Source organism: Streptomyces sp. NPDC047853 (assembly GCF_043204535.1).
Lineage (GTDB): Bacteria > Actinomycetota > Actinomycetes > Streptomycetales > Streptomycetaceae > Streptomyces.
This window is the reverse complement of record NZ_JBIDCI010000007.1, coordinates 85,687-103,229: the sequence shown is the minus strand read 5'-3', so window position 1 is coordinate 103,229 and position 17,543 is coordinate 85,687. Positions and strand designations below refer to the sequence as shown.

Here is a 17,543-nt window from a genome sequence, read left to right as displayed (position 1 = left end):
CGCCAGACTAACCAGTCGGTATGTACGACGGAAGGGGCGAACCGCGGTCTGCTCCGTTCCGCACGGCACGCGGCGCGGGTTAGCGTGCGTGCGCATGACACCCGCCGCGATCACGGAGGTCACCGCATGACGCTGTCCAGACGGTCCCTGCTCGCCACCACGGCCGCGGTGGCGGCCACCACCGGAGCCGCCGCGACCGGCACGGCGCAGGCGGCGCCCGGGGGGCACGGCGGCCGCCGGCTCCGTACCGGCTTCGAGCGCCTCGCCGACGACGGCTACGCCCTGCTCGACGGGGAGCGGGTCGGCGTCGTCACCAACCCGACCGGCATCACCCGGGACGTACGCCACATCGTCGACGTCATGCACGCCGACGACCGGGTGAACCTCACCGCCGTCTTCGGCCCCGAGCACGGCTTCCGGGGCACCGCGCAGGCGGGTGGCTCCGAGGGCCGGTACGACGACCCCGCGACCGGGCTGCCGGTCTACGACACGTACCTGAAGAGCGGGCAGCCGCTGGCGGACGTCTTCACCGCGTCCGGCGTGGACACCGTCGTCTTCGACATCCAGGACGCGGGGGCCCGCTTCTACACGTACATCTGGACGCTCTACGACTGCATGGAGGCGGCCCGGCTCGCGGGGAAGCGGTTCGTGGTCCTGGACCGGCCCAACCCGGTGACCGGGCGGGCGGCCCTCGGGCCGGTCCTGCACGAGGAGTTCGCGACCTTCGTCGGCCGCAAGCCCATCGCCCAGGCGCACGGCATGACGGTGGCCGAACTGGCGCGGCTGTTCAACGGCGAGTTCCTCGCCTCGCCGGTGGCGCTGGAGACCGTGGCCATGTCGGGCTGGCGGCGCTCGGAGTTCTACGACAGCTCCGGGCTGCCCTGGGTGCCGCCGAGCCCGAACATGCCGACGCCGGAGTGCGCGCTGGTGTACTCGGGGACGTGCCTGTTCGAGGGCACGAACCTGTCCGAGGGGCGCGGCACCACCCGCCCCTTCGAACTGCTCGGGGCCGAGGGGATCGACGGGAGCTGGGCCGCCGCCGCGAACGAGCTGGGGCTGCCCGGGGTGCGGTTCCGCGAGGCGTACTTCGCGCCCACCTTCTCCAAGTTCCAGGGGAAGACCGTCGGGGGCGTGCAGCTCCACGTGCACGACCGGGCCGCCCTGGACCCGGTGCGCACGGGGATCGCCCTGCTGGTGACCGCCAAGCGGACCTGGGACGGCTTCGCCTGGCGGCCGGACAACTGGATCGACAAGCTCACCGGCTCCACCCAGGTCCGGACCATGATCGACGCCGGTGCGGACACCGACGAGGTGGTGGGCGGCTGGGAGGGGGAACTGGCGGCGTTCCGAAGGACGCGCCGCCAGTACCTCCTCTACAGGTGACCGTGGGACCGGCCGGTCACCGGTGGGACGTGAACTCCACGACCTGCTGGTAGGTCGGCCGGTTCTGCCAGCCGATCCCGCCGTGCTTGATGCCTCCCAGAGTGCGGTGGATCACGGAGTCGGCGCACCACTGGTCGCCCGCCGAGCAGTGGTCGTCGCCGGGGTAGACCTGGGCGGCGGTGCGGCCCGCCGCCTCCTTCAGGGTGGTGACCAGGGTGTCCCGGCAGGCGGCGAGGTCGCCGCCCCCGCAGTACGCGCGCGCGAGGGGCCCCTTCACGGGCTCGCCGAGCACGGCCCGGACGTCCTTGTCGACATAGCTCCACCAGCCGTACTGGAAGGCGCTGCCGGCGTGCGCGCCGGTCGGGCCGTGGGCGGCGGACGGGGACTCGTCCACGGGGATGCTCCGGGTGATGGCGGTGTACAGCTCGCTGCCGAGGCCGGGTTCGAACGCGGCCTTCACCAGCAGCGGCCACCAGGCGTCCAGCGTGCGGATGGCGTCGGCGTGGGCGTACTTCCGGGAACCGGCCGACGTCTCCGTGCGCAGGGCGCCCGCCCCGGTCCACGCCCGCAGGCCGTCCACGGCCGCCTTGGCCGCGGGGTCGGTCACCGGCGCGGAGTCGATCACCTTGAGCAGGTCGGGCAGGACGGCCTCGGCCCGCAGGTCGGCGAGGCCCGCCTCGGCCATCGCCCGCACCAGCGCGGCCCGGGTGACACCGCCCTCGGCGACCAGCTTCCGCACCCGCTCGTCGAGGAGGTCGCCGCGGTGGACGGAGCCGTTGCCCCAGGGGGCGGTGGTGTAGTCCTTCGCCAGCTTGTTGTTCCAGGAGACGTAGTAGTCCTGGTCGACCGACCGGGGGTGGGCGGACGGGGGCGTGTAGCGGGCGGTGTTGGCGGCCGGGTCCCAGTCCGCCCACTCGTGGGACGGGCGCGCCCACACCGGGAAGTCGGCGTCGACGCCGGCCGCCCGGACCGGGTTGTCGCCGCTGTTGTAGTACGCGGTCCGCTCGGAGTCGGCGTAGAACCAGTTGAAGGTGTAGTTGATGTTCTGGACGGCGCTCTGGAAGCGCTCGGGGCCGGTCAGGTAGTCCGGATCGTTCAGCATCTGGAAGCCGATGATCGAGTCGGCCTCGTGCAGGAACGAGGAGCGCAGCGAGGTGTAGGCGACCCTCTTGCCGCCGACGGTGGCGCGGTACTCGACCGGGCCGTACTTCGTGCGCCAGACCCGCATCGTGTAGGAGCCGGCCGCGGTGGAGTCGGCGACGGTCGGTTTCCAGGCGTTCTTGCGCTCGATCTTCTCCATCGGCGTGCAGGTGCCGCGGTACAGGTAGTGGTGGTCGTCCTGGCACAGCTCGACGGCGTAGGTGTCGATGATGTCCTGGCCGGAGGTGGTCGCGCTCCACGCGTAGTCCTGGCCGCGGCCGAGTTCCACGTACATGCTCAGGCCGGCGAAGGAGGCGCCGCGGGCGCTGATGCCGGGGCCCTGGATCTCCTGGAGCATCAGGAGCTGGGGGGCGAAGTAGCCGGTCTGGGGGCCGAAGACGGCGACCGGGTGACCGCTCGCGGTGTGCTCGCCGCTGACGACGAGGGCGTTGGACATGCCGCGCCGGGCCGAGGTGACGGCCGTGTCCGCCGCCGTCGCCGAGGCGCCGGCCGCGTCCGGGCCGGCCGCGCTGCCCGTGCGGTCGTGCACCAGCGGCTCGGGGGTCACCGAGCCGGCGTCGGGCAGGGCCCGGCCCTGGGGGGCGTCCGGTCTGGGCAGGTACGGGAAGCTGCCGTCCCGCTGGGTGAGGAGCGCCTCGGGGTCGTTGCGCTGGCGGAAGGACTCCCAGACCTTCGTGCCCTCGGCGACGCCGTGCTTCTCCTGGGCGGCCAGCAGGGAGAGGGCGTTGTTGACCTCGCCGCCGCCGCCCGAGCCGAAGAGGGAGCCGATCACGGAGGCCAGGGCGATCAGGTCGGTGCGCTTGAAGCGCTCGATGGTGCCCGCGTTGGTGATCGCGTTCTTGTGGCCGGTCAGGACGTACTCGCCGGGGAAGTAGCGGCCCTTGTCGGAGGCGTCGATGTAGGCGTTGATGCCGGCGACGTAGGCGTCCACGTCGGCCAGGGCCAGCTCGCCGCGCTCGCCGGCCTTGGCGGCGGCGCTGAGGATCTGCGCCTCGAGGTCGGCCTCGGTGTACGGGGCGCTGCGCCAGAACTGCTGCTCCAGGCCCTGGTTGGCGGGGGCGCCGCCGGCGAAGGGGGTCAACTGGCCGCGTCCCACGTGCCGGAAGAGGTCCATCAGCCACAGCCGGTCCTGCGCGGCCGCGTACCCGGCCCCGAACTCGGTGCCGTAGCGGGTGGTGCCGGTGATGTGCGGCACCCCGGTCCTCTTGTCGCGGACGATGGTCACGTCACCGCGTCCGGCGGGGCGGACGGTGGAGGCGACCTGGCCGGCCGGGACGCCGAACGAGGCGTCGTTGAAGAACGTGTTGATCTTGTCGTTGGTGAGGCCGGAGTAGCCGGTGGCGAGGTCGGCGTAGGGCCCGAGCTGGTCCTCGGCGTGGGCCGGCTGGGTGCCGAAGGCCTGGTTGAGGAGGATCTGGGCGAGGGTGGCGTTGCCGTTCTGACCGGGCGGCAGGATGTCGGAACACTGGCCGCCGCAGTGGTCGTTCGCCGCTGCCGCGGTCGCCGGTTGCGGGGTCCTTTCCGAGGCGGGGTCCGTTCCGGCGGCCATCGCGGGGGAAAGCGGTGACAGAAGACCGGCGATGAGGGCGCATAGGGAAGCGCCCTTCAGGAACCCGTGGAGGCCGCGGGGAGTTCTCAGTCTGTCGAGGGCGTTGCGTGGGGTGCGCCGTGGCATGGCAGCTCCTCCCGACGGGGGTGGTGGCGGGACGTTACCGCCGGTATCGCCGACTTGGAAGATGAACATGCGTCACTTTTTGGAGTGGGTGGATCGGCTGATGAGGGGCATCGGAAATCGGATGGAGCCGAATCGCGTGTCGATACGTCTATTCGGCGACGTCCGTACGACGACGCCGAAGTGACCGAAGTGCAGGTGCAGGTGTGACGGAGGTGCAGGGCGATGGCCGGTTTCCGAAGTCTGGCGAGACAGGTCCGCGATCCACGGTGCGACCTGGCGCTGCGGCGCTATTCACTGCGCAAGTGTCTTGAGCGGTTCGCCCCCTACGGGCACAGGGCGACCTGGGACCATCTGTGCTCCCGGGCCGGGTTCGGCCCCGAGGACCGCTCTCCCGAACCGGCGCGGCTCGTGGCCGCACTGGAGGAGCTGGAGGCGGCGCGCTCGGTGTGGCTGGCCTACGAGGGCGAGTTCGCCGAGCGACGCAGGAAGGAGAAGCACGACGGGCTGCGCAGGCCGGGCAGCGTGGACGACTGGCACCGGCTGACCTGGGGCGGATTCGGGGTCGCCTGGTGCGACGACCCCCGCGTCCACCCCGACGGACCGCTGGCCGAGGTGCTGCGGAACCTCATCTCCGCCCTGGAGCGCGCACCCGGGTCCGTGTGCCCGGTGTGCGACGGGGAGCGCCTCGTCTGGAAGTACGACCTGGATCACGAGCCCTCGACCGGGCCCGTCTGCACGGACTGCGGAATACTCGTCCCGCGGCCCGTCCTCACCCCCGACGCGCTGGCGGACGCCCGCCGGGGGCGGCTGCTGATGTCGGCCTAGCCGACCGGGGGTGCGCAGGGGATGCCGCACCCCACGGCCCGTGCGGGATCGCGCGCGACGCGTGTCGGCGGCGGCGCCGGGCACCATGGGGAGATGGTGCAGGTGTGCGCGAACGGCAGCCGGACGGGCGCCGACGGGGCGGTGGTGCCGCTGTCCCCGGAGGCGATCGCCGAGTCCGTGGCCGCGGCGGTCGCCGCGGGGGCCACGGACGTCCACGTCCACCCCAAGACGCCGTGCGGGCGGGACTCGTTGTCGCCCCGGGTGCTCGCGGCCACCCTGGACGCGGTACGGGCACGGGTGCCCGTACCGGTCCCGGTCGGCGTCACCACGGGCGCCTGGGCCGAACCCGATCCGGCCGTCCGCGCGGCGCGGGTGCGCAGCTGGACGGTCCTGCCCGACCACGCCTCCGTCAACTGGCACGAGCCCGGCGCCGAGCAGGTCGCCGCGGCGCTGATCGAGCGCGGCGTGGGCGTGGAGGCCGGCCTCTGGTCGGGCACGGACGGTCCTGCCCTGTTCCAGCGCTCGCCCCTCGCACCGCGGGTGCTGCGCGTACTGGCCGAGGTCACGGACACCGACCCGGCGACCGCCCGGGAGACGGCGCGCGAGCTGCTGTCCGTCCTCGGTGCGGCCCGCGGACGCCCCGTCCTGCTCCACGGCGAGGAGGCCGGCACCTGGCCGGTCCTGCGCCTGGCGGGCCGCCTCGGTCTGGCGACCCGGGTCGGCCTGGAGGACACCCTGCGCCTCCCGGACGGCCGGCGGGCCGCGTCCAACGCCGAGCTGGTCGCCGCGGGGCTGGCCGAGTGGGCGTCGGCACGGCGCAGCGGACGGGCTTGAGGTCCCGGCTCCGCAGGGGACGATCCGGGGCGGACTCCACCTCGCGCGACCGTGCCGTGCGGCCCCGGGGGCGGGCGAGTGCCCCCGCCCGACCCCATGACGCACCGCCAGGTACGGGCGCGGGCGGCGGCCCTGCCCGACACCTCAGTCGCAGCACTCCGCCTGCGCGCGGGCCCCGCGCCGCGTACCGCCGCGCCGGGTGGCGGGGTCCCGGCGCTCCACCAACAGGCGGGATCCGGTGCCGCGTTCACCGAAGGCGTCGTCGGGGTTGGACAGGACGCACGTCTCCAGGGACAGGCAGCCGCAGCCGATGCAGTCGGTGAGGTGATCGCGGAGCCGGTTCAGCTGCTTGATGCGCTCGTCCAGTTCGGAACGCCAGGACTCGGAGAGCCGGGCCCAGTCCTCCTCGGTGGGCGTGCGCTCCTCGGGCAGCTCGGCGAGCGCCTCGCGGATCGTGGCGAGCGGGATGCCCACGCGCTGCGCGGCGCGCACGAAGGCCACCCGGCGCAGCGTGTCACGGCTGAAGCGGCGCTGGTTGCCCGAGGTGCGGCGACTGCTGATCAGGCCCTTGGACTCGTAGAAGTGCAGGGCGGAGACGGCGGCGCCGCTGCGCGCGGCGAGCTGGCCGACCGTGAGCTCGTGGATCTTCTCGGGAATCTGGGGCACTCCCCCCACCCTACCGACCCCGCCACCTGGCCGGTCCGTTGACATGGGCTCCGCGGGCGACCATGCTAAGCAGTCGCTTAGAGTCGTGGGAACAGGTCGAGCGAGCAGAGAGGCCGGGACATGGCAGAGCCCAGGATCTTCACATCCACCGACGAGGTGAAGGCGGCGGTCGGCGAGCAACTGGGGTACACCGACTGGCTGGAGGTCGACCAGAAGCGGATCGACCTCTTCGCGGAGGCGACCGGCGACCACCAGTGGATCCACGTCGACCCGGAGAAGGCCGCCGCGGGCCCGTTCGGCACCACCATCGCGCACGGCTACCTCACCCTGTCGCTGCTGCCGCTCTTCGGACCGCAGCTCATCCGGGTCGAGGGCGTGACGATGGGCGTCAACTACGGCACGAACAAGGTGCGCTTCCCCTCCCCCGTCCCGGTGGGCTCGCGGCTGCGCGCCACGGCGACGATCACCGGCGTCGAGGACGTCAAGGGAGGGATCCAGGTGGCCGTCGCCTTCACCGTGGAGCGCGAGGGCGGCGACAAGCCCGTGTGCGTCGCCGAGTCCGTCTCGCGCTACTACGTCTGAGCGGCGCCCGGCACCCGGGCACCCACCATCCGCAGCACGAGGTCGGCGTAGAGCGCGCCGACCTCGTCGGGCGTCCGGGGCCCGTTGACGTTGAACCAGCGGGCCACGTCGATGCAGAGCGACAGCACGGCCAGTGTCGTGCCCTTGACGTCCGGCACGTCGAACTCGCCCGACGCCACACCGTCGTCGATGATGCCGCGCACGGCGGCGTCGCACTGCCGGCGCAGCGCGAGGATCTCGTCGCGGGCCTCGGGTCCGAGCGCGTCCAGCTCGTACTGGACGACCCGCGCGGTGGTGCGCCGTCCGGCGTGCCAGCGCACGAAGGAGCTCACCGCGTCGGCGAGCCGCTCGGCGGCGCTCCCCTCGCCCTGGGCCGCGGCGCGCAGGATGGCGACCGCCCGGGCGTGGCCGATCCGGCTGATGCGGTGGAGGAGCTCCTCCTTGGTCTTGTAGTGGATGTAGAGCGCGGCCGGGCTCATGCCGGCCCGCCCGGCGATGTCGCGGGTCGTGGTCGCGTGGTACCCGCGCTCCGCGAAAGCCTCCACCGCGGCGACCAGGAGCCGCCGGGCCGCGTCCGGGGTGACCTCTTCCCACGGCTCGGTCTCGCCGCCCGTCTTCTCGGCCGCCGTACTCATCGCTTGTTCGCCCCTCTCGGTGACAGGAGCACCACCATACCGCCGAAGCTGAGCGGTCGCTTAGGGGCGCTGCTGTGCCGGGGTGCCGCCCGGCTTCTGGAAGGGGTCGTGCTCGACGAGGATCTTGTCCAGCCGCGCCTGGTCCACCCGGCTCACGATCTGCCCCACCTCCTGGCGGTCACGGATGATCTTGGCCAGGGTGAAGGCCGAGGTGACCAGGTACAGGACGGCTATGGCGAGGAAGGCGCGCACCCAGGGGTCGGCCTCGAGCTGGTAGATGCCGATGGCGGTGGCGGCCATGGCGACCGAGAACGACGCGACGGCCTGACCGTAGAAGGCCGCCGTGCTCTGCTGCTTGACCGATGTGTCATTCATGGGAACAGGATCGGCGGACGCGGCCCCGGCCACATCCGCCCGCGTACTCAGTCCCGGTACTCAGGGCCGCAGGCTCGGAGCCCGGGGCTCAGAAGGCCGACACCCCCGTCAGCGCCCGTCCGATGACCAGCTTCTGGATCTGGCTGGTGCCCTCGTAAAGGGTCATCACGCGGGCGTCGCGCAGCAGCTTCCCGGCCGGGTACTCGTCGATGTAGCCGTAGCCGCCGAAGACCTGCAGGGCGTTGTTGGCGGCGCGGACCGCGGCCTCCGAGGCGAACAGCTTGGCCTTGGAGGACTCGACGGTGAAGGGCTGTCCGCGGTCGATCAGGTCGGCGACCCGCCAGGTCAGCAGCCGGGCCGCGTCCACGTCGAGGGCGATGTCGCTGATCAGCTCCTGGACCAGCTGGTGGTGGGCGATGGTCTTCCCGAACTGCTCGCGCTCGCCCGCGTACCGCACGGCGACGTCCAGCGCGGCCTGGGCGATGCCGACACAGCCGGCCGCCACCGACATCCGGCCCTTGGCGAGGGCCGACATGGCGACCGAGAAGCCCTTGCCCTCGGGGGCCAGCATCGCGGAGGCGGGGACGCGCACGTCCTCCAGGACCAGCTCGGCGGTGGCCTGGCCGCGCAGCCCGAGCTTGCCGTGGACGGCACGGCGGCTGAGGCCGGGCGTGTCGGTGGGCACCAGGAAGGCGGAGACGCCCTTGTGGCCGGGGGCGTCGGTCGAGCGGGCGAAGAGCAGTACGACGTCGGCCCAGGTGCCGTTGGTGATGAACATCTTGGTGCCGTTGATGACGTAGTCGCCGCCGTCGCGCACCGCGCGGGTGGAGAGGTTGCCGGCGTCCGACCCCGTGCCGGGCTCGGTCAGCCCGAAGCAGCCGACGTGGTCGCCGGAGGTGAGCCCCGGCAGCCAGCGCCGCTTCTGCTCCTCGTCGCCCCACGCGGCGACGGTTTTGGCGACCAGGCCGAGGGAGACGGAGACGATGCCGCGCACCGAGCTGTCACCGCGCCCCAGCTCCTCGGTGACCAGGCAGTACGCGAGGTGGTCGCCGCCCGAGCCGCCGTACTCCTCGTCGACGGTGAGCCCGAGGAAACCGACCTCGCCGAGCTTCTTCACGATCGACCGGTCGACCTCCTCGGCACGGTCCCAGGCGACGACGTGCGGGGCGATCTCGCGCTCCACGAAGTCCCGCGCGAGCTGCCGTACGGCGCTCTGCTCCTCGCTGAGCTCCAGGTTCATGCCGAGTCACCCCACAGGAAAGACGTCTTGGAAGCCGTACACCTTGAAAACCGTACATTTAAATTAGCACTGCTAGTTTCTGTACGCAGCCCTACTATGTGCGCCATGGCCCGACCGCGCAAGCCCCTGCTCAGCACCGACCGGATCGTCGAGACGGCCCGCGCGCTGGTGGACGCGGAGGGCCTCGCGGCCGTCTCCACCCGCCGGCTCGCGGCGGAGCTGGGGGTCAGCGGGCCCTCGCTCTACAACCACTTCCGCACCAAGGACGAGATCCTGGAGGCGGTGGCCGACTCGGTGAGCGCACAGGTCGACCTGTCGATGTTCGAGGACGGCCGGGAGTGGCGGACCGCGCTGCACGACTGGGCCGTCTCCTACCGGGCGGCGCTGCGCGACCACCCCAACATCGTCCCGGTCCTGGCCCACGGCCCCGGCCGCCGCCCGGCCGCGCTGCGCCTCGCGGACGCCGTCTACGGGGCGATGGTCGACGCGGGCTGGCCGCCGGCCCAGGCCACGTCCATCGGCGCCCTGATGCGCTACTTCGTCATGGGTTCCGCGCTCGGCTCCTTCGCCCGGGGCTTCCCGGACGACGCCAGCGCGTACGACCCCGCCGACTACCCGCACCTCGGCAAGGCGCACCTGCTGGCCGAGCAGCAGGAGAAGATCGACGAGCGCGCCTTCGAGACCGGGCTGGCGGCCCTGCTGGACGGGCTGGCGCAGCAGTACCGTCAGGCCGCGGGGGACGCGTGAGGACACTTCGGCGGGGACCGAACGGTGCGTGACGCATCCTGGGACGCATGACCACCAGGGAAACCGGGGCCCCCGGACTCGCCCGGCTGGCCGGGCTGATCGCCGACGAGACCCGGGCCGCCTGTCTGCTGGCGCTGCTCGACGGCCGGGCGTGGACCGCCGGCGAGCTGGCCCGGCACGCGGGCGTCGCCGCGTCGACGCTCAGCGAACACCTGGGCAAGCTCGTCGCGGGCGGTCTGCTCGCCGAGGAGCGGCAGGGGCGGCACCGGTACGTGCGGCTGGCCGACGAGCGGACCGCCCAGCTCGTGGAGGACCTGGCCGCGCAGGTCGCCCCCGAGGCCGCGACCCGGCGACCGCGTACCCTGCGGGCTTCGAGCGCCGGGTCGGCGATGGCGCGGGGACGCACCTGCTACGACCATCTCGCCGGGCGGCTCGGGATCGCCGTCACCGACGCGCTGACCGGACGCGGGCTGCTGCGCCAGGACACCGGCTTCGCCCTCACGGACGCGGGCCTGGGCTGGTTCGACACCGCCGGGATCGCCCTGCGGCCCACGGGGCGCAGGCCGCTGGCCCGCGGCTGCCTCGACTGGACCGAACGCCGCCCCCACCTCGCGGGCGTCGCGGGCGCGGCCCTGTGCCGGCACGCCCTGGAGACGGGCTGGTGCGTGCGCATCGGCTCCGAGCGCGCGGTGCGGGTGACGGCGGCGGGTGAGCGGGCGCTGACGGAGCTGCTGGGCATCGACCCGGTGGTACTGCGCTGAGCACACCGTCCCCGTCCCCGAACCGCCGCCCCGAACCGCCGCGTCCCCGTCCGGAACCCGCCGGTCGAAAAACCCTTTCCCTCCTAGCCTCGGGAGCATGATGAGCACCGCCCCGCGCGCCACCACCCCGCGCGCCGCCTCACCCCGCCCGCAGCTGCTCGCGGCCGGCGCCGCCACCGTCACCGTCGTGCTGTGGGCCTCCGCCTTCGTCTCCATCCGCAGCGCGGGTGAGGTCTACTCCCCGGGCGCGCTGGCGCTCGGCCGGCTGCTGTCGGGCGTCCTGGCACTCGGCGCGCTCTGCCTGCTGCGCCGGGAGGGGCTGCCGCCGCGGGCCGCCTGGCGGGGCATCGCGATATCGGGGGTGCTGTGGTTCGGCTTCTACATGGTCGTCCTGAACTGGGGCGAGCAGCAGGTGGACGCCGGTACGGCCGCCCTGGTGGTGAACGTCGGGCCGATCCTCATCGCCCTGCTCGGCGCCCGGTTCCTCGGGGACGGACTGCCGCCGCGGCTGCTCGCGGGGATGGCGGTGTCGTTCGCCGGGGCGGTGACCGTGGGCCTGTCGATGTCCGGTGAGGGCGGTTCCTCGCTGTTCGGCGTCGTGCTGTGCCTGCTGGCCGCCGTGGCGTACGCGGGCGGGGTCGTCGCGCAGAAGCCCGCGCTGGGACACGCGAGCGCGCTCCAGGTGACGACCTTCGGGTGCCTGGTCGGCGCGGTGCTCTGCCTGCCGTTCGCGGGGCAGCTGGTGCGGGAGGCGGCCGACGCGCCCGTCTCCGCGACCCTCAACATGGTGTACCTGGGCGTGTTCCCGACCGCCCTGGCGTTCACCACGTGGGCGTACGCCCTGGCCCGTACGACGGCCGGCCGCATGGGCGCGACCACCTACGCCGTGCCCGCCCTGGTCGTCCTGATGTCGTGGCTGGCGCTGGGCGAGGTGCCGGGGCTGCTCACCCTGGCGGGGGGCGCGCTGTGCCTGGCGGGCGTGGCGGTGTCGCGGTCGCGGAACCGGAAGGGGACGGCGGCTCCGGAGCCCGAGGGGGCCACGGAGCCGCACGCGGGACGCGGGGGCCGGGTCTAGAACACCACCAGCGCCCGTCCGCCCTTGCCCGCCAGCATGTTCTCGAAGGCCGCCGGGATGCCGTCCAGCGCGATCCGCTCCGTCACCAGGGCGCCGAGGTCCAGCCGCCCCGCGCGGACGTGCTCGGCCAGGACGGGCAGGTCCCGGACGGGGTCGGCGTCGCCGTAGACACAGCCGGTGAGGGTGCGGCCCCAGTGGAAGATCTCCAGGGCGTTGAAGGTGACCTGCTGGTCCTTGCCGCCGATGCCGACGACCGTGGTGCGGCCACCGCGCCGGGTGGATTCCCAGGCGGTGCGGATGGTGACGGCCCGGCCCACGCACTCGACGGCGACGTCCACGCCCTGCTTGCCCGTGAGGGCACGGATCTCGCGGGCGGTGTTCTCGCCGGCGACGAGGTAGTCGGTGGCGCCGGCGGAGCGGGCCAGCTCCTCCTTCTCCGGGGACACGTCGACGGCGACGATCTTCGAGGCGCCCGCGATCCGGGCCGACTGGAGCGCGGCGAGCCCCACTCCCCCGACGCCGAACACCGCGACGGTCTCGCCCTCCCGGACCTTCGCCGAGTGGTGGACGGCGCCGTACCCGGTGAGCACGGCGCAGCCGAGCAGGGCCGCGTCGGTGAGGGGGATGCCGTCGGGGACGGGCAGGACGCAGGCCGCGGAGACCACCGTCTCCTCGGCGAAGGCGGCGACGTTGAGCCCGGGGTGCAGGTCGGTGCCGTCGTCGGCACGGCGGGCGTGCACGTTCGCCGCGCCGGCCAGGGCGTTCGCGCACAGCCAGACCTCGCCGAGCGAGCAGGCGTGGCAGGCGCCGCAGGACGGGGCCCAGTTGAGGACGACGTCGTCGCCGGGGGCGACGTGGGTGACGCCGTCGCCGACGGCGAGGACCGTGCCGGCGCCCTCGTGGCCGAGGACGGCGGGGACCGGCACGCGCATGGTGCCGTTGGACAGGGACAGGTCGGAGTGGCAGACGCCGGCGGCGGCGAGCCGCACGTGGACCTGGCCGGGGCCGGGTGCGGGCAACTCGATCCCGGTGACCTCCAGCGGGGAGCCTACGGCGGGTACGACGGCGGCACGGACAGCGGTACGGACGGCCATGACGTGGACGACTCCCCTGGAGCTAGAACTGGAGGGACTTGGTCTGGAGGTACTCGGCCAGGCCGTGCGAGCCCAGCTCGCGGCCCACGCCGGACTGCTTGTAGCCGCCGAAGGGCGCCAGCGGGTTGAACCGCCCGCCGTTGATGTCGACCTGGCCGGTGTCCATGCGGCGGGCGAAGGCGACCGCCTCGGCCTCGTCCCCGGCCCAGACGGCGCCGGCGAGGCCGTACACCGTGCCGTTGGCGATCCGCAGGGCGTCGTCCTCGTCCTCGTAGCGGAGGATGGTCAGGACGGGGCCGAAGATCTCCTCCTGGGCGACGGTCATCTCCTCGGTCACGTCGGCGAAGACCGTAGGGCTGACGAAGTACCCCTTGTCCCGCGGGGCTTCGGGACCGCCCGCGACGACACGGGCGCCCTCGGCGGCACCCTTCTCGATGTATCCGCGCACCCGCTCCTGCTGCTTGGCGTTGACGACCGGGCCGATCCGGTCGCCGTACTTCGCGGCGGCCTCGGCGGCCAGCTCCACGGCCTCGTCGTACTGGTCGCGGTGGACCAGCATGCGGGTCCAGGCGCTACACGTCTGACCGGAGTTGGACATGACGTTGGCGACGCCCACGTTCACGGCCTTGGCGAGGTCGGCGCTGGGCAGGATGACGTTGGCGGACTTGCCGCCGAGTTCGAGGGCGACCTTCTTGACGGCGGCGCCGGCGAGGGCGCCGATCCGCCGGCCCACGGCCGTGGAGCCGGTGAAGGAGACCAGGTCGACACCGGGGTGCTCGGCGAGGGCCTGCCCGGCGACCGGACCCAGGCCGGTGACCAGGTTGAAGACGCCCGCCGGCACCTCGGCCTCGTGCACGGCCTCCGCGAAGAGCTGGGCGGTGAGCGGGGTGTCCTCGGCGGGCTTCAGCACGATCGTGCAGCCGGCCGCGAGCGCCGGGGCGACCTTGGCGACGATCTGGTGCAGGGGGTAGTTCCAGGGGGTGATGGCGCCGACCACGCCGATCGGTTCGTGGTGGACGACGGAGTTGCCGACCTTCTCCTCGAAGGCGTACGTGGCCGCCAGCTCGGCGTAGGAGCCGGCGACGGCGATCGGCGCGCCGGCGTGCACGGCCTGCGAGAACTTCAGCGGGGAGCCCAGCTCGGCGGTGACCGTCTCCGCGATCTCGTCCTTGCGGGCGACCAGCACGTCCCGCAGGGCGGCCAGGCGTGCGGCCCGCTCGGCGGGCGGGGTCGCGGCCCAGCCCGGCAGGGCGGCCCGGGCGGCCCGCACGGCGGTGTCGACGTCCAGGGCGTTGCCGGCCGGGACCTGGCCGATCACCTGCTCGTCGGCCGGGTTCACGACGTCGATCGTGTCCCGTCCGTCGGCGGACCGCCAGGCTCCGTCGATGTACATGCCGTCGTGTGCCTTCATCGCGTTCCTTCCGGGCGGGCCTCGTCGTCCGGCCCCAAACTAGCGCCGATAGTTTTACGGCACCAGGGGCGGCCGCCATGGTGGCGCGGGTCACCCTCCCGGTGGGGCGGCTTTCCGTGGGCTCACTCCTCCAGGTCCGGCAGCCGGGCGGGGGCGGGGCAGATCCGTTCGCCGTGCTGGTCGAAGACGAACAGGTGGGCCAGGTCGACGAGGAGCGGCACCTGCATGCCGTGGCGCAGGTCGATGTCGGGGGTGGTCCGGACGATCAGGTCGCCGGGCAGGCGGCCGTCGGGCGGGGCCACCGCGGGGCCGGTCTCCTCCGGTTCGTCCATGACCACCACCGGTCCGGCGCGCAGGGCGCCCGCCCGCTCCCTCAGCCGGTCCAGGACCGTGCCGTCGCGGCGGCGGCGCCTGGCCGGGCGGGTGAGGGGGCGCGGCGCCTCCAGGTCGGGCACCACGGCCGGCCGCGAGCCGGTGTCGAAGTGCACGAGGACCTCGTGGCCCTGGAACTCGACGTGCTCCACGAGGCCGGTGAGCAGCACCTCGCCGGGGCGGGCGGAGGAGGGCTGCGCGATCCGGACCGCCTCCGAGCGCAGACCGACGATGACCTCACGGCCCTGCTGGACGCGGAGCAGCTGGTGGTCCAGGGAGAGCGGTTCCGGCAGGCGCAGGAACTGCTTGCCCAGGCTGATGGTCATCGCGCCGTCCAGCGGGGCGCGCACCAGGCCGCGCAGCAGGTTGATGCGCGGGGTGCCGATGAAGGCGGCGACGAAGACGTTGCGCGGGAGCGCGTACACCGCGCGCGGGGCGTCCACCTGCTGGAGGACGCCTCCACGCAGGACGGCGACGCGGTCGCCGAGGGACATGGCCTCGGACTGGTCGTGGGTGACGTAGATCGTCGTGACGCCCAGTTCCCGGGTCAGCTTGGTGATCTCGGCGCGCAGGTGGTTGCGGAGCTTGGCGTCGAGGTTGGACAGCGGCTCGTCCATGAGGAAGGCGGTGGGGTGGCGGGCGATGGCCCGGCCCATGGCGACGCGCTGGCGTTCGCCGCCGGAGAGCTGGGCGGGGAAGCGGTCGAGGAGGTCCTCGATGCCCAGCATGCGGGCGGTGGCGTCCACGCGGGGGCCGTGGTCGGCCTGCGGGGCCTCGACGCGCAGCGGGAAGCCGATGTTCCCGCGGGTCGTCATGTTGGGGTACAGGGCGAAGTTCTGGAAGACCATCGCCATGCTCCGCTCGGACGGCAGCAGGTCGTTGGCGTACGCGCCGTCCAGCAGCAGTTCGCCGTCGGTGATCTCCTCCAGGCCGGCGATCATGCGCAGCACGGTGGACTTGCCGCAGCCGGAGGGGCCGAGCAGGACGAGGAACTCGCCGGGCGCGACGTCCAGCGACAGCCGGTCCACCACGCGGACGCCTCGCGCGTAGGTCTTGCTCACGTCGTGCAGGGAGATGGCGCGTGTCATGGCAGGTGCCCCCGGGGGCTCACTGAGCGCTGGTGCTCCGCGGTCGGACGCCCTCGTGCGGGTCGTACGGGGCGTGTGAGTCACGGAAGTTAACGGAATGTGCGCGGGCGGGGGAAGACACCGGACCCGAATTCGAGGCAGGCGTCCATCTGCTGAGAAAGCGGACGGCCGAATTCAGCCACCGGACCGCTCACGGAGGGCGTACGGGCCCCGGGGCGGCCGGTGGAGCGGCTCCGGAGGCGCCGCACGGGACCGCCCGGGCACGGCAGCCGGACCTGCCGGGAACGCCGGCCCCGGCCCCGGCTACAACCCCGGCGGCGCGGTTCCGCAGCGGGGGCCCGGGACACGCGCGGTGGAGCCGTCAGCGGGCCGTGCGACGCGGTGCCCGCCGGTCGCGGGGAGCCCCTCCCCCGGTGGGCGGCTGGTTCCCGGGCGGGCCGGAGGAGGAGCGCAGGGCGATGCCCGAGGACAGGAACAGCAGCGCCCCGAGCATCACGAAGGGCGCCGCCACACCCGCGACACCGGCGATCAGTCCGGCCGCGGCGGGTGCGGCGACCTGGCCGAGGCGGTTGCCGGTCAGCCGGAGGGCCAGGGCGGTGGAGCGGGCTCCGTCGGGGGCCGCCTGGACGACCGTGGTCATGGACAGCGGCTGGCCGACGCCGAGGCAGAAGCCCAGGACGGCCAGCATCAGCGCGAGCCCCCACACCGGCACCGGCAGCGCGACACCGGCGCACAGCAGGGCGGCCAGCAGACAGGTGACCGTGAGCAGCGCGGTGCGGCCGAGCAGCCGCAGCAGAGGCGTCAGCACCAGCCGGCAGGCGATCGTGGCCGCCGCCCGCAGGCTGAGCAGTACGCCGATCACGGCCGGGGAGATGCCCCGGTGCTCCCCGACCACCGGCAGGTAGGCGGTCAGGATGTCGGTGGCGGACAGCACGGACAGGCTGATCAGGATGCCCGCGGGCACGCCCCGGGCGCGCAGGATGCTCCCCACGGGGACCCGCGTGCCCGCCTCCGGGCGGGAGCCGGCGGGTGTCGGGTGCTCTATGCGCCACAGCGACGTGCACGCCACCGCCGCGCCCGCGCCCGCCACCACCAGGGCCAGCGCGCTGCTGCCCGCCATGTCGTGGCCGCCGATCAGCGCGCCCGCCGCGACCGGGCCGATCAGCTGGCCGAGCGAGGCGCCGATCGTGAAGTGGCCGAAGTTGCGGTCCTGTTCGTGCGGCGCGGACTGGCGGGCGACCAGCGACTGGGCGCCGATGACGAAGCAGAGGTGGCCGAGGCCCATGACGCCGCTCCACAGGGCCATCGCCCACAGCGAGCCCGCGACGCCGCTCAGCGCGCAGCCGCCGGCGATGAGCACCACGCCGACGGGCAGCAGCGGCGCGCAGCGGCCGTGGTCGGTGCGGCGGCCGAGCGGGACGGCGGCGAACAGCGGCAGCAGCGCGTACACACCGGCGATGACGCCGATCGCCCGCTCGTCCGCGCCCAGCGCGAGGGCCCGGTAGGAGACGGCGGGCCGGGCCATCGACACCGCCCCCTGCGCGAAGCCGAAGGCGATGACGAGGCGGAGCAGCCAGCCGCGGTTCCCACCGGGCGCCATGGTCGTGTCCTTCCCGGAC

Annotated in this window: 16 protein-coding genes; 7 read left to right on the top strand and 9 right to left on the bottom strand. The window is 73.5% G+C overall.

Features of this window, described 5'->3' with window-relative positions; translation table 11 throughout:
- Positions 1-126: 126 nt before the first annotated feature.
- Positions 127-1,383: a DUF1343 domain-containing protein gene (locus ACGF5T_RS15650; protein ID WP_356606026.1), complete on the top strand. Its 1,257-nt coding sequence runs from the start codon at positions 127-129 to the stop codon at positions 1,381-1,383.
- Between the two features lie 16 nt (positions 1,384-1,399).
- On the opposite strand, the gene ACGF5T_RS15645 is transcribed toward ACGF5T_RS15650, so the two are convergent.
- Positions 1,400-4,219, bottom strand: coding sequence for a penicillin acylase family protein (locus ACGF5T_RS15645; RefSeq protein WP_366768027.1), 2,820 nt, complete (start codon positions 4,217-4,219; stop codon positions 1,400-1,402).
- 222 nt (positions 4,220-4,441) lie between these two features.
- On the opposite strand from ACGF5T_RS15645, the gene ACGF5T_RS15640 reads away from it, so the two are divergent.
- Together ACGF5T_RS15640 and ACGF5T_RS15635 are read left to right on the top strand one after the other, a co-directional pair.
- The gene (locus ACGF5T_RS15640) at positions 4,442-5,044 is read left to right on the top strand and encodes a hypothetical protein (protein ID WP_356606030.1); all 603 of its coding nucleotides are present in this window, start codon (positions 4,442-4,444) and stop codon (positions 5,042-5,044) included.
- Between the two features lie 93 nt (positions 5,045-5,137).
- Positions 5,138-5,878, top strand: a complete 741-nt coding sequence (locus tag ACGF5T_RS15635) for a 3-keto-5-aminohexanoate cleavage protein (protein ID WP_361017591.1) — start codon at positions 5,138-5,140, stop codon at positions 5,876-5,878.
- A 144-nt stretch (positions 5,879-6,022) separates the two neighbouring features.
- Here ACGF5T_RS15635 and soxR read toward each other — a convergent pair whose 3' ends face one another.
- Complete coding sequence (soxR, locus tag ACGF5T_RS15630) at positions 6,023-6,544, bottom strand: redox-sensitive transcriptional activator SoxR (protein ID WP_356606034.1); 522 nt, start codon at positions 6,542-6,544, stop codon at positions 6,023-6,025.
- 120 nt (positions 6,545-6,664) lie between these two features.
- Between soxR and ACGF5T_RS15625 the strand changes: the two genes are divergently transcribed.
- Positions 6,665-7,126, top strand: a complete 462-nt coding sequence (locus ACGF5T_RS15625) for a MaoC family dehydratase (RefSeq protein WP_356606036.1) — start codon at positions 6,665-6,667, stop codon at positions 7,124-7,126.
- Here ACGF5T_RS15625 and ACGF5T_RS15620 read toward each other — a convergent pair.
- The 3 genes from ACGF5T_RS15620 to ACGF5T_RS15610 all read right to left on the bottom strand — a co-directional run bounded on the left by ACGF5T_RS15620 (position 7,117) and on the right by ACGF5T_RS15610 (position 9,376).
- Positions 7,117-7,761: a TetR/AcrR family transcriptional regulator gene (locus tag ACGF5T_RS15620; protein WP_356606038.1), complete on the bottom strand. Its 645-nt coding sequence runs from the start codon at positions 7,759-7,761 to the stop codon at positions 7,117-7,119. The two genes, ACGF5T_RS15625 and ACGF5T_RS15620, sit on opposite strands and share 10 nt — an antisense overlap.
- Positions 7,762-7,821: 60 nt before the next feature.
- Positions 7,822-8,136: a YiaA/YiaB family inner membrane protein gene (locus ACGF5T_RS15615; protein ID WP_053128400.1), complete on the bottom strand. Its 315-nt coding sequence runs from the start codon at positions 8,134-8,136 to the stop codon at positions 7,822-7,824.
- A gap of 88 nt (positions 8,137-8,224) precedes the next feature.
- Positions 8,225-9,376, bottom strand: a complete 1,152-nt coding sequence (locus ACGF5T_RS15610) for an acyl-CoA dehydrogenase family protein (RefSeq protein ID WP_356606040.1) — start codon at positions 9,374-9,376, stop codon at positions 8,225-8,227.
- A gap of 105 nt (positions 9,377-9,481) precedes the next feature.
- On the opposite strand from ACGF5T_RS15610, the gene ACGF5T_RS15605 reads away from it, so the two are divergent.
- From ACGF5T_RS15605 to ACGF5T_RS15595, 3 genes are all read left to right on the top strand, one after another.
- A complete protein-coding gene (locus ACGF5T_RS15605; RefSeq protein ID WP_356606042.1) occupies positions 9,482-10,123 on the top strand; it encodes a TetR/AcrR family transcriptional regulator in 642 nt (213 codons plus the stop codon).
- A gap of 47 nt (positions 10,124-10,170) precedes the next feature.
- Positions 10,171-10,884 carry a winged helix-turn-helix domain-containing protein gene (locus tag ACGF5T_RS15600; RefSeq protein WP_361017596.1) on the top strand — a complete coding sequence of 238 codons (714 nt, stop codon included), beginning with the start codon at positions 10,171-10,173 and terminating at the stop codon, positions 10,882-10,884.
- A 100-nt stretch (positions 10,885-10,984) separates the two neighbouring features.
- Positions 10,985-11,959 carry a DMT family transporter gene (locus tag ACGF5T_RS15595; RefSeq protein WP_366768049.1) on the top strand — a complete coding sequence of 325 codons (975 nt, stop codon included), beginning with the start codon at positions 10,985-10,987 and terminating at the stop codon, positions 11,957-11,959.
- Here the strand turns inward: ACGF5T_RS15595 and ACGF5T_RS15590 are convergent.
- The 4 genes from ACGF5T_RS15590 to ACGF5T_RS15575 form a co-directional block, all read right to left on the bottom strand.
- Positions 11,956-13,053 carry a Zn-dependent alcohol dehydrogenase gene (locus ACGF5T_RS15590; protein WP_356606046.1) on the bottom strand — a complete coding sequence of 366 codons (1,098 nt, stop codon included), beginning with the start codon at positions 13,051-13,053 and terminating at the stop codon, positions 11,956-11,958. The genes ACGF5T_RS15595 and ACGF5T_RS15590 overlap by 4 nt on opposite strands.
- Positions 13,054-13,075: 22 nt before the next feature.
- The gene (locus ACGF5T_RS15585) at positions 13,076-14,464 is read right to left on the bottom strand and encodes an aldehyde dehydrogenase family protein (RefSeq protein WP_356606048.1); all 1,389 of its coding nucleotides are present in this window, start codon (positions 14,462-14,464) and stop codon (positions 13,076-13,078) included.
- Positions 14,465-14,586: 122 nt separating this feature from the next.
- A complete protein-coding gene (locus tag ACGF5T_RS15580; RefSeq protein WP_356606050.1) occupies positions 14,587-15,924 on the bottom strand; it encodes an ABC transporter ATP-binding protein in 1,338 nt (445 codons plus the stop codon).
- Between the two features lie 361 nt (positions 15,925-16,285).
- A complete protein-coding gene (locus tag ACGF5T_RS15575; RefSeq protein ID WP_366768028.1) occupies positions 16,286-17,524 on the bottom strand; it encodes an MFS transporter in 1,239 nt (412 codons plus the stop codon).
- Positions 17,525-17,543 lie beyond the last annotated feature (19 nt).

What these genes read in the sequence shown, in the direction of transcription:
- ACGF5T_RS15620 (WP_356606038.1), bottom strand. Translation starts at nt 7,761, where the DNA reads ATGAGTACGGCGGCCGAGAAGACGGGCGGCGAGACCGAGCCGTGGGAA.
- ACGF5T_RS15610 (WP_356606040.1), bottom strand. Translation starts at nt 9,376, where the DNA reads ATGAACCTGGAGCTCAGCGAGGAGCAGAGCGCCGTACGGCAGCTCGCG.
- ACGF5T_RS15645 (WP_366768027.1), bottom strand. Translation starts at nt 4,219, where the DNA reads ATGCCACGGCGCACCCCACGCAACGCCCTCGACAGACTGAGAACTCCC.
- ACGF5T_RS15605 (WP_356606042.1), top strand. Translation starts at nt 9,482, where the DNA reads ATGGCCCGACCGCGCAAGCCCCTGCTCAGCACCGACCGGATCGTCGAG.
- ACGF5T_RS15650 (WP_356606026.1), top strand. Translation starts at nt 127, where the DNA reads ATGACGCTGTCCAGACGGTCCCTGCTCGCCACCACGGCCGCGGTGGCG.
- ACGF5T_RS15640 (WP_356606030.1), top strand. Translation starts at nt 4,442, where the DNA reads ATGGCCGGTTTCCGAAGTCTGGCGAGACAGGTCCGCGATCCACGGTGC.
- ACGF5T_RS15590 (WP_356606046.1), bottom strand. Translation starts at nt 13,053, where the DNA reads ATGGCCGTCCGTACCGCTGTCCGTGCCGCCGTCGTACCCGCCGTAGGC.
- ACGF5T_RS15580 (WP_356606050.1), bottom strand. Translation starts at nt 15,924, where the DNA reads ATGACACGCGCCATCTCCCTGCACGACGTGAGCAAGACCTACGCGCGA.
- ACGF5T_RS15585 (WP_356606048.1), bottom strand. Translation starts at nt 14,464, where the DNA reads ATGAAGGCACACGACGGCATGTACATCGACGGAGCCTGGCGGTCCGCC.
- ACGF5T_RS15595 (WP_366768049.1), top strand. Translation starts at nt 10,985, where the DNA reads ATGAGCACCGCCCCGCGCGCCACCACCCCGCGCGCCGCCTCACCCCGC.
- ACGF5T_RS15600 (WP_361017596.1), top strand. Translation starts at nt 10,171, where the DNA reads ATGACCACCAGGGAAACCGGGGCCCCCGGACTCGCCCGGCTGGCCGGG.
- ACGF5T_RS15575 (WP_366768028.1), bottom strand. Translation starts at nt 17,524, where the DNA reads ATGGCGCCCGGTGGGAACCGCGGCTGGCTGCTCCGCCTCGTCATCGCC.
- ACGF5T_RS15635 (WP_361017591.1), top strand. Translation starts at nt 5,138, where the DNA reads ATGGTGCAGGTGTGCGCGAACGGCAGCCGGACGGGCGCCGACGGGGCG.
- ACGF5T_RS15625 (WP_356606036.1), top strand. Translation starts at nt 6,665, where the DNA reads ATGGCAGAGCCCAGGATCTTCACATCCACCGACGAGGTGAAGGCGGCG.
- ACGF5T_RS15615 (WP_053128400.1), bottom strand. Translation starts at nt 8,136, where the DNA reads ATGAATGACACATCGGTCAAGCAGCAGAGCACGGCGGCCTTCTACGGT.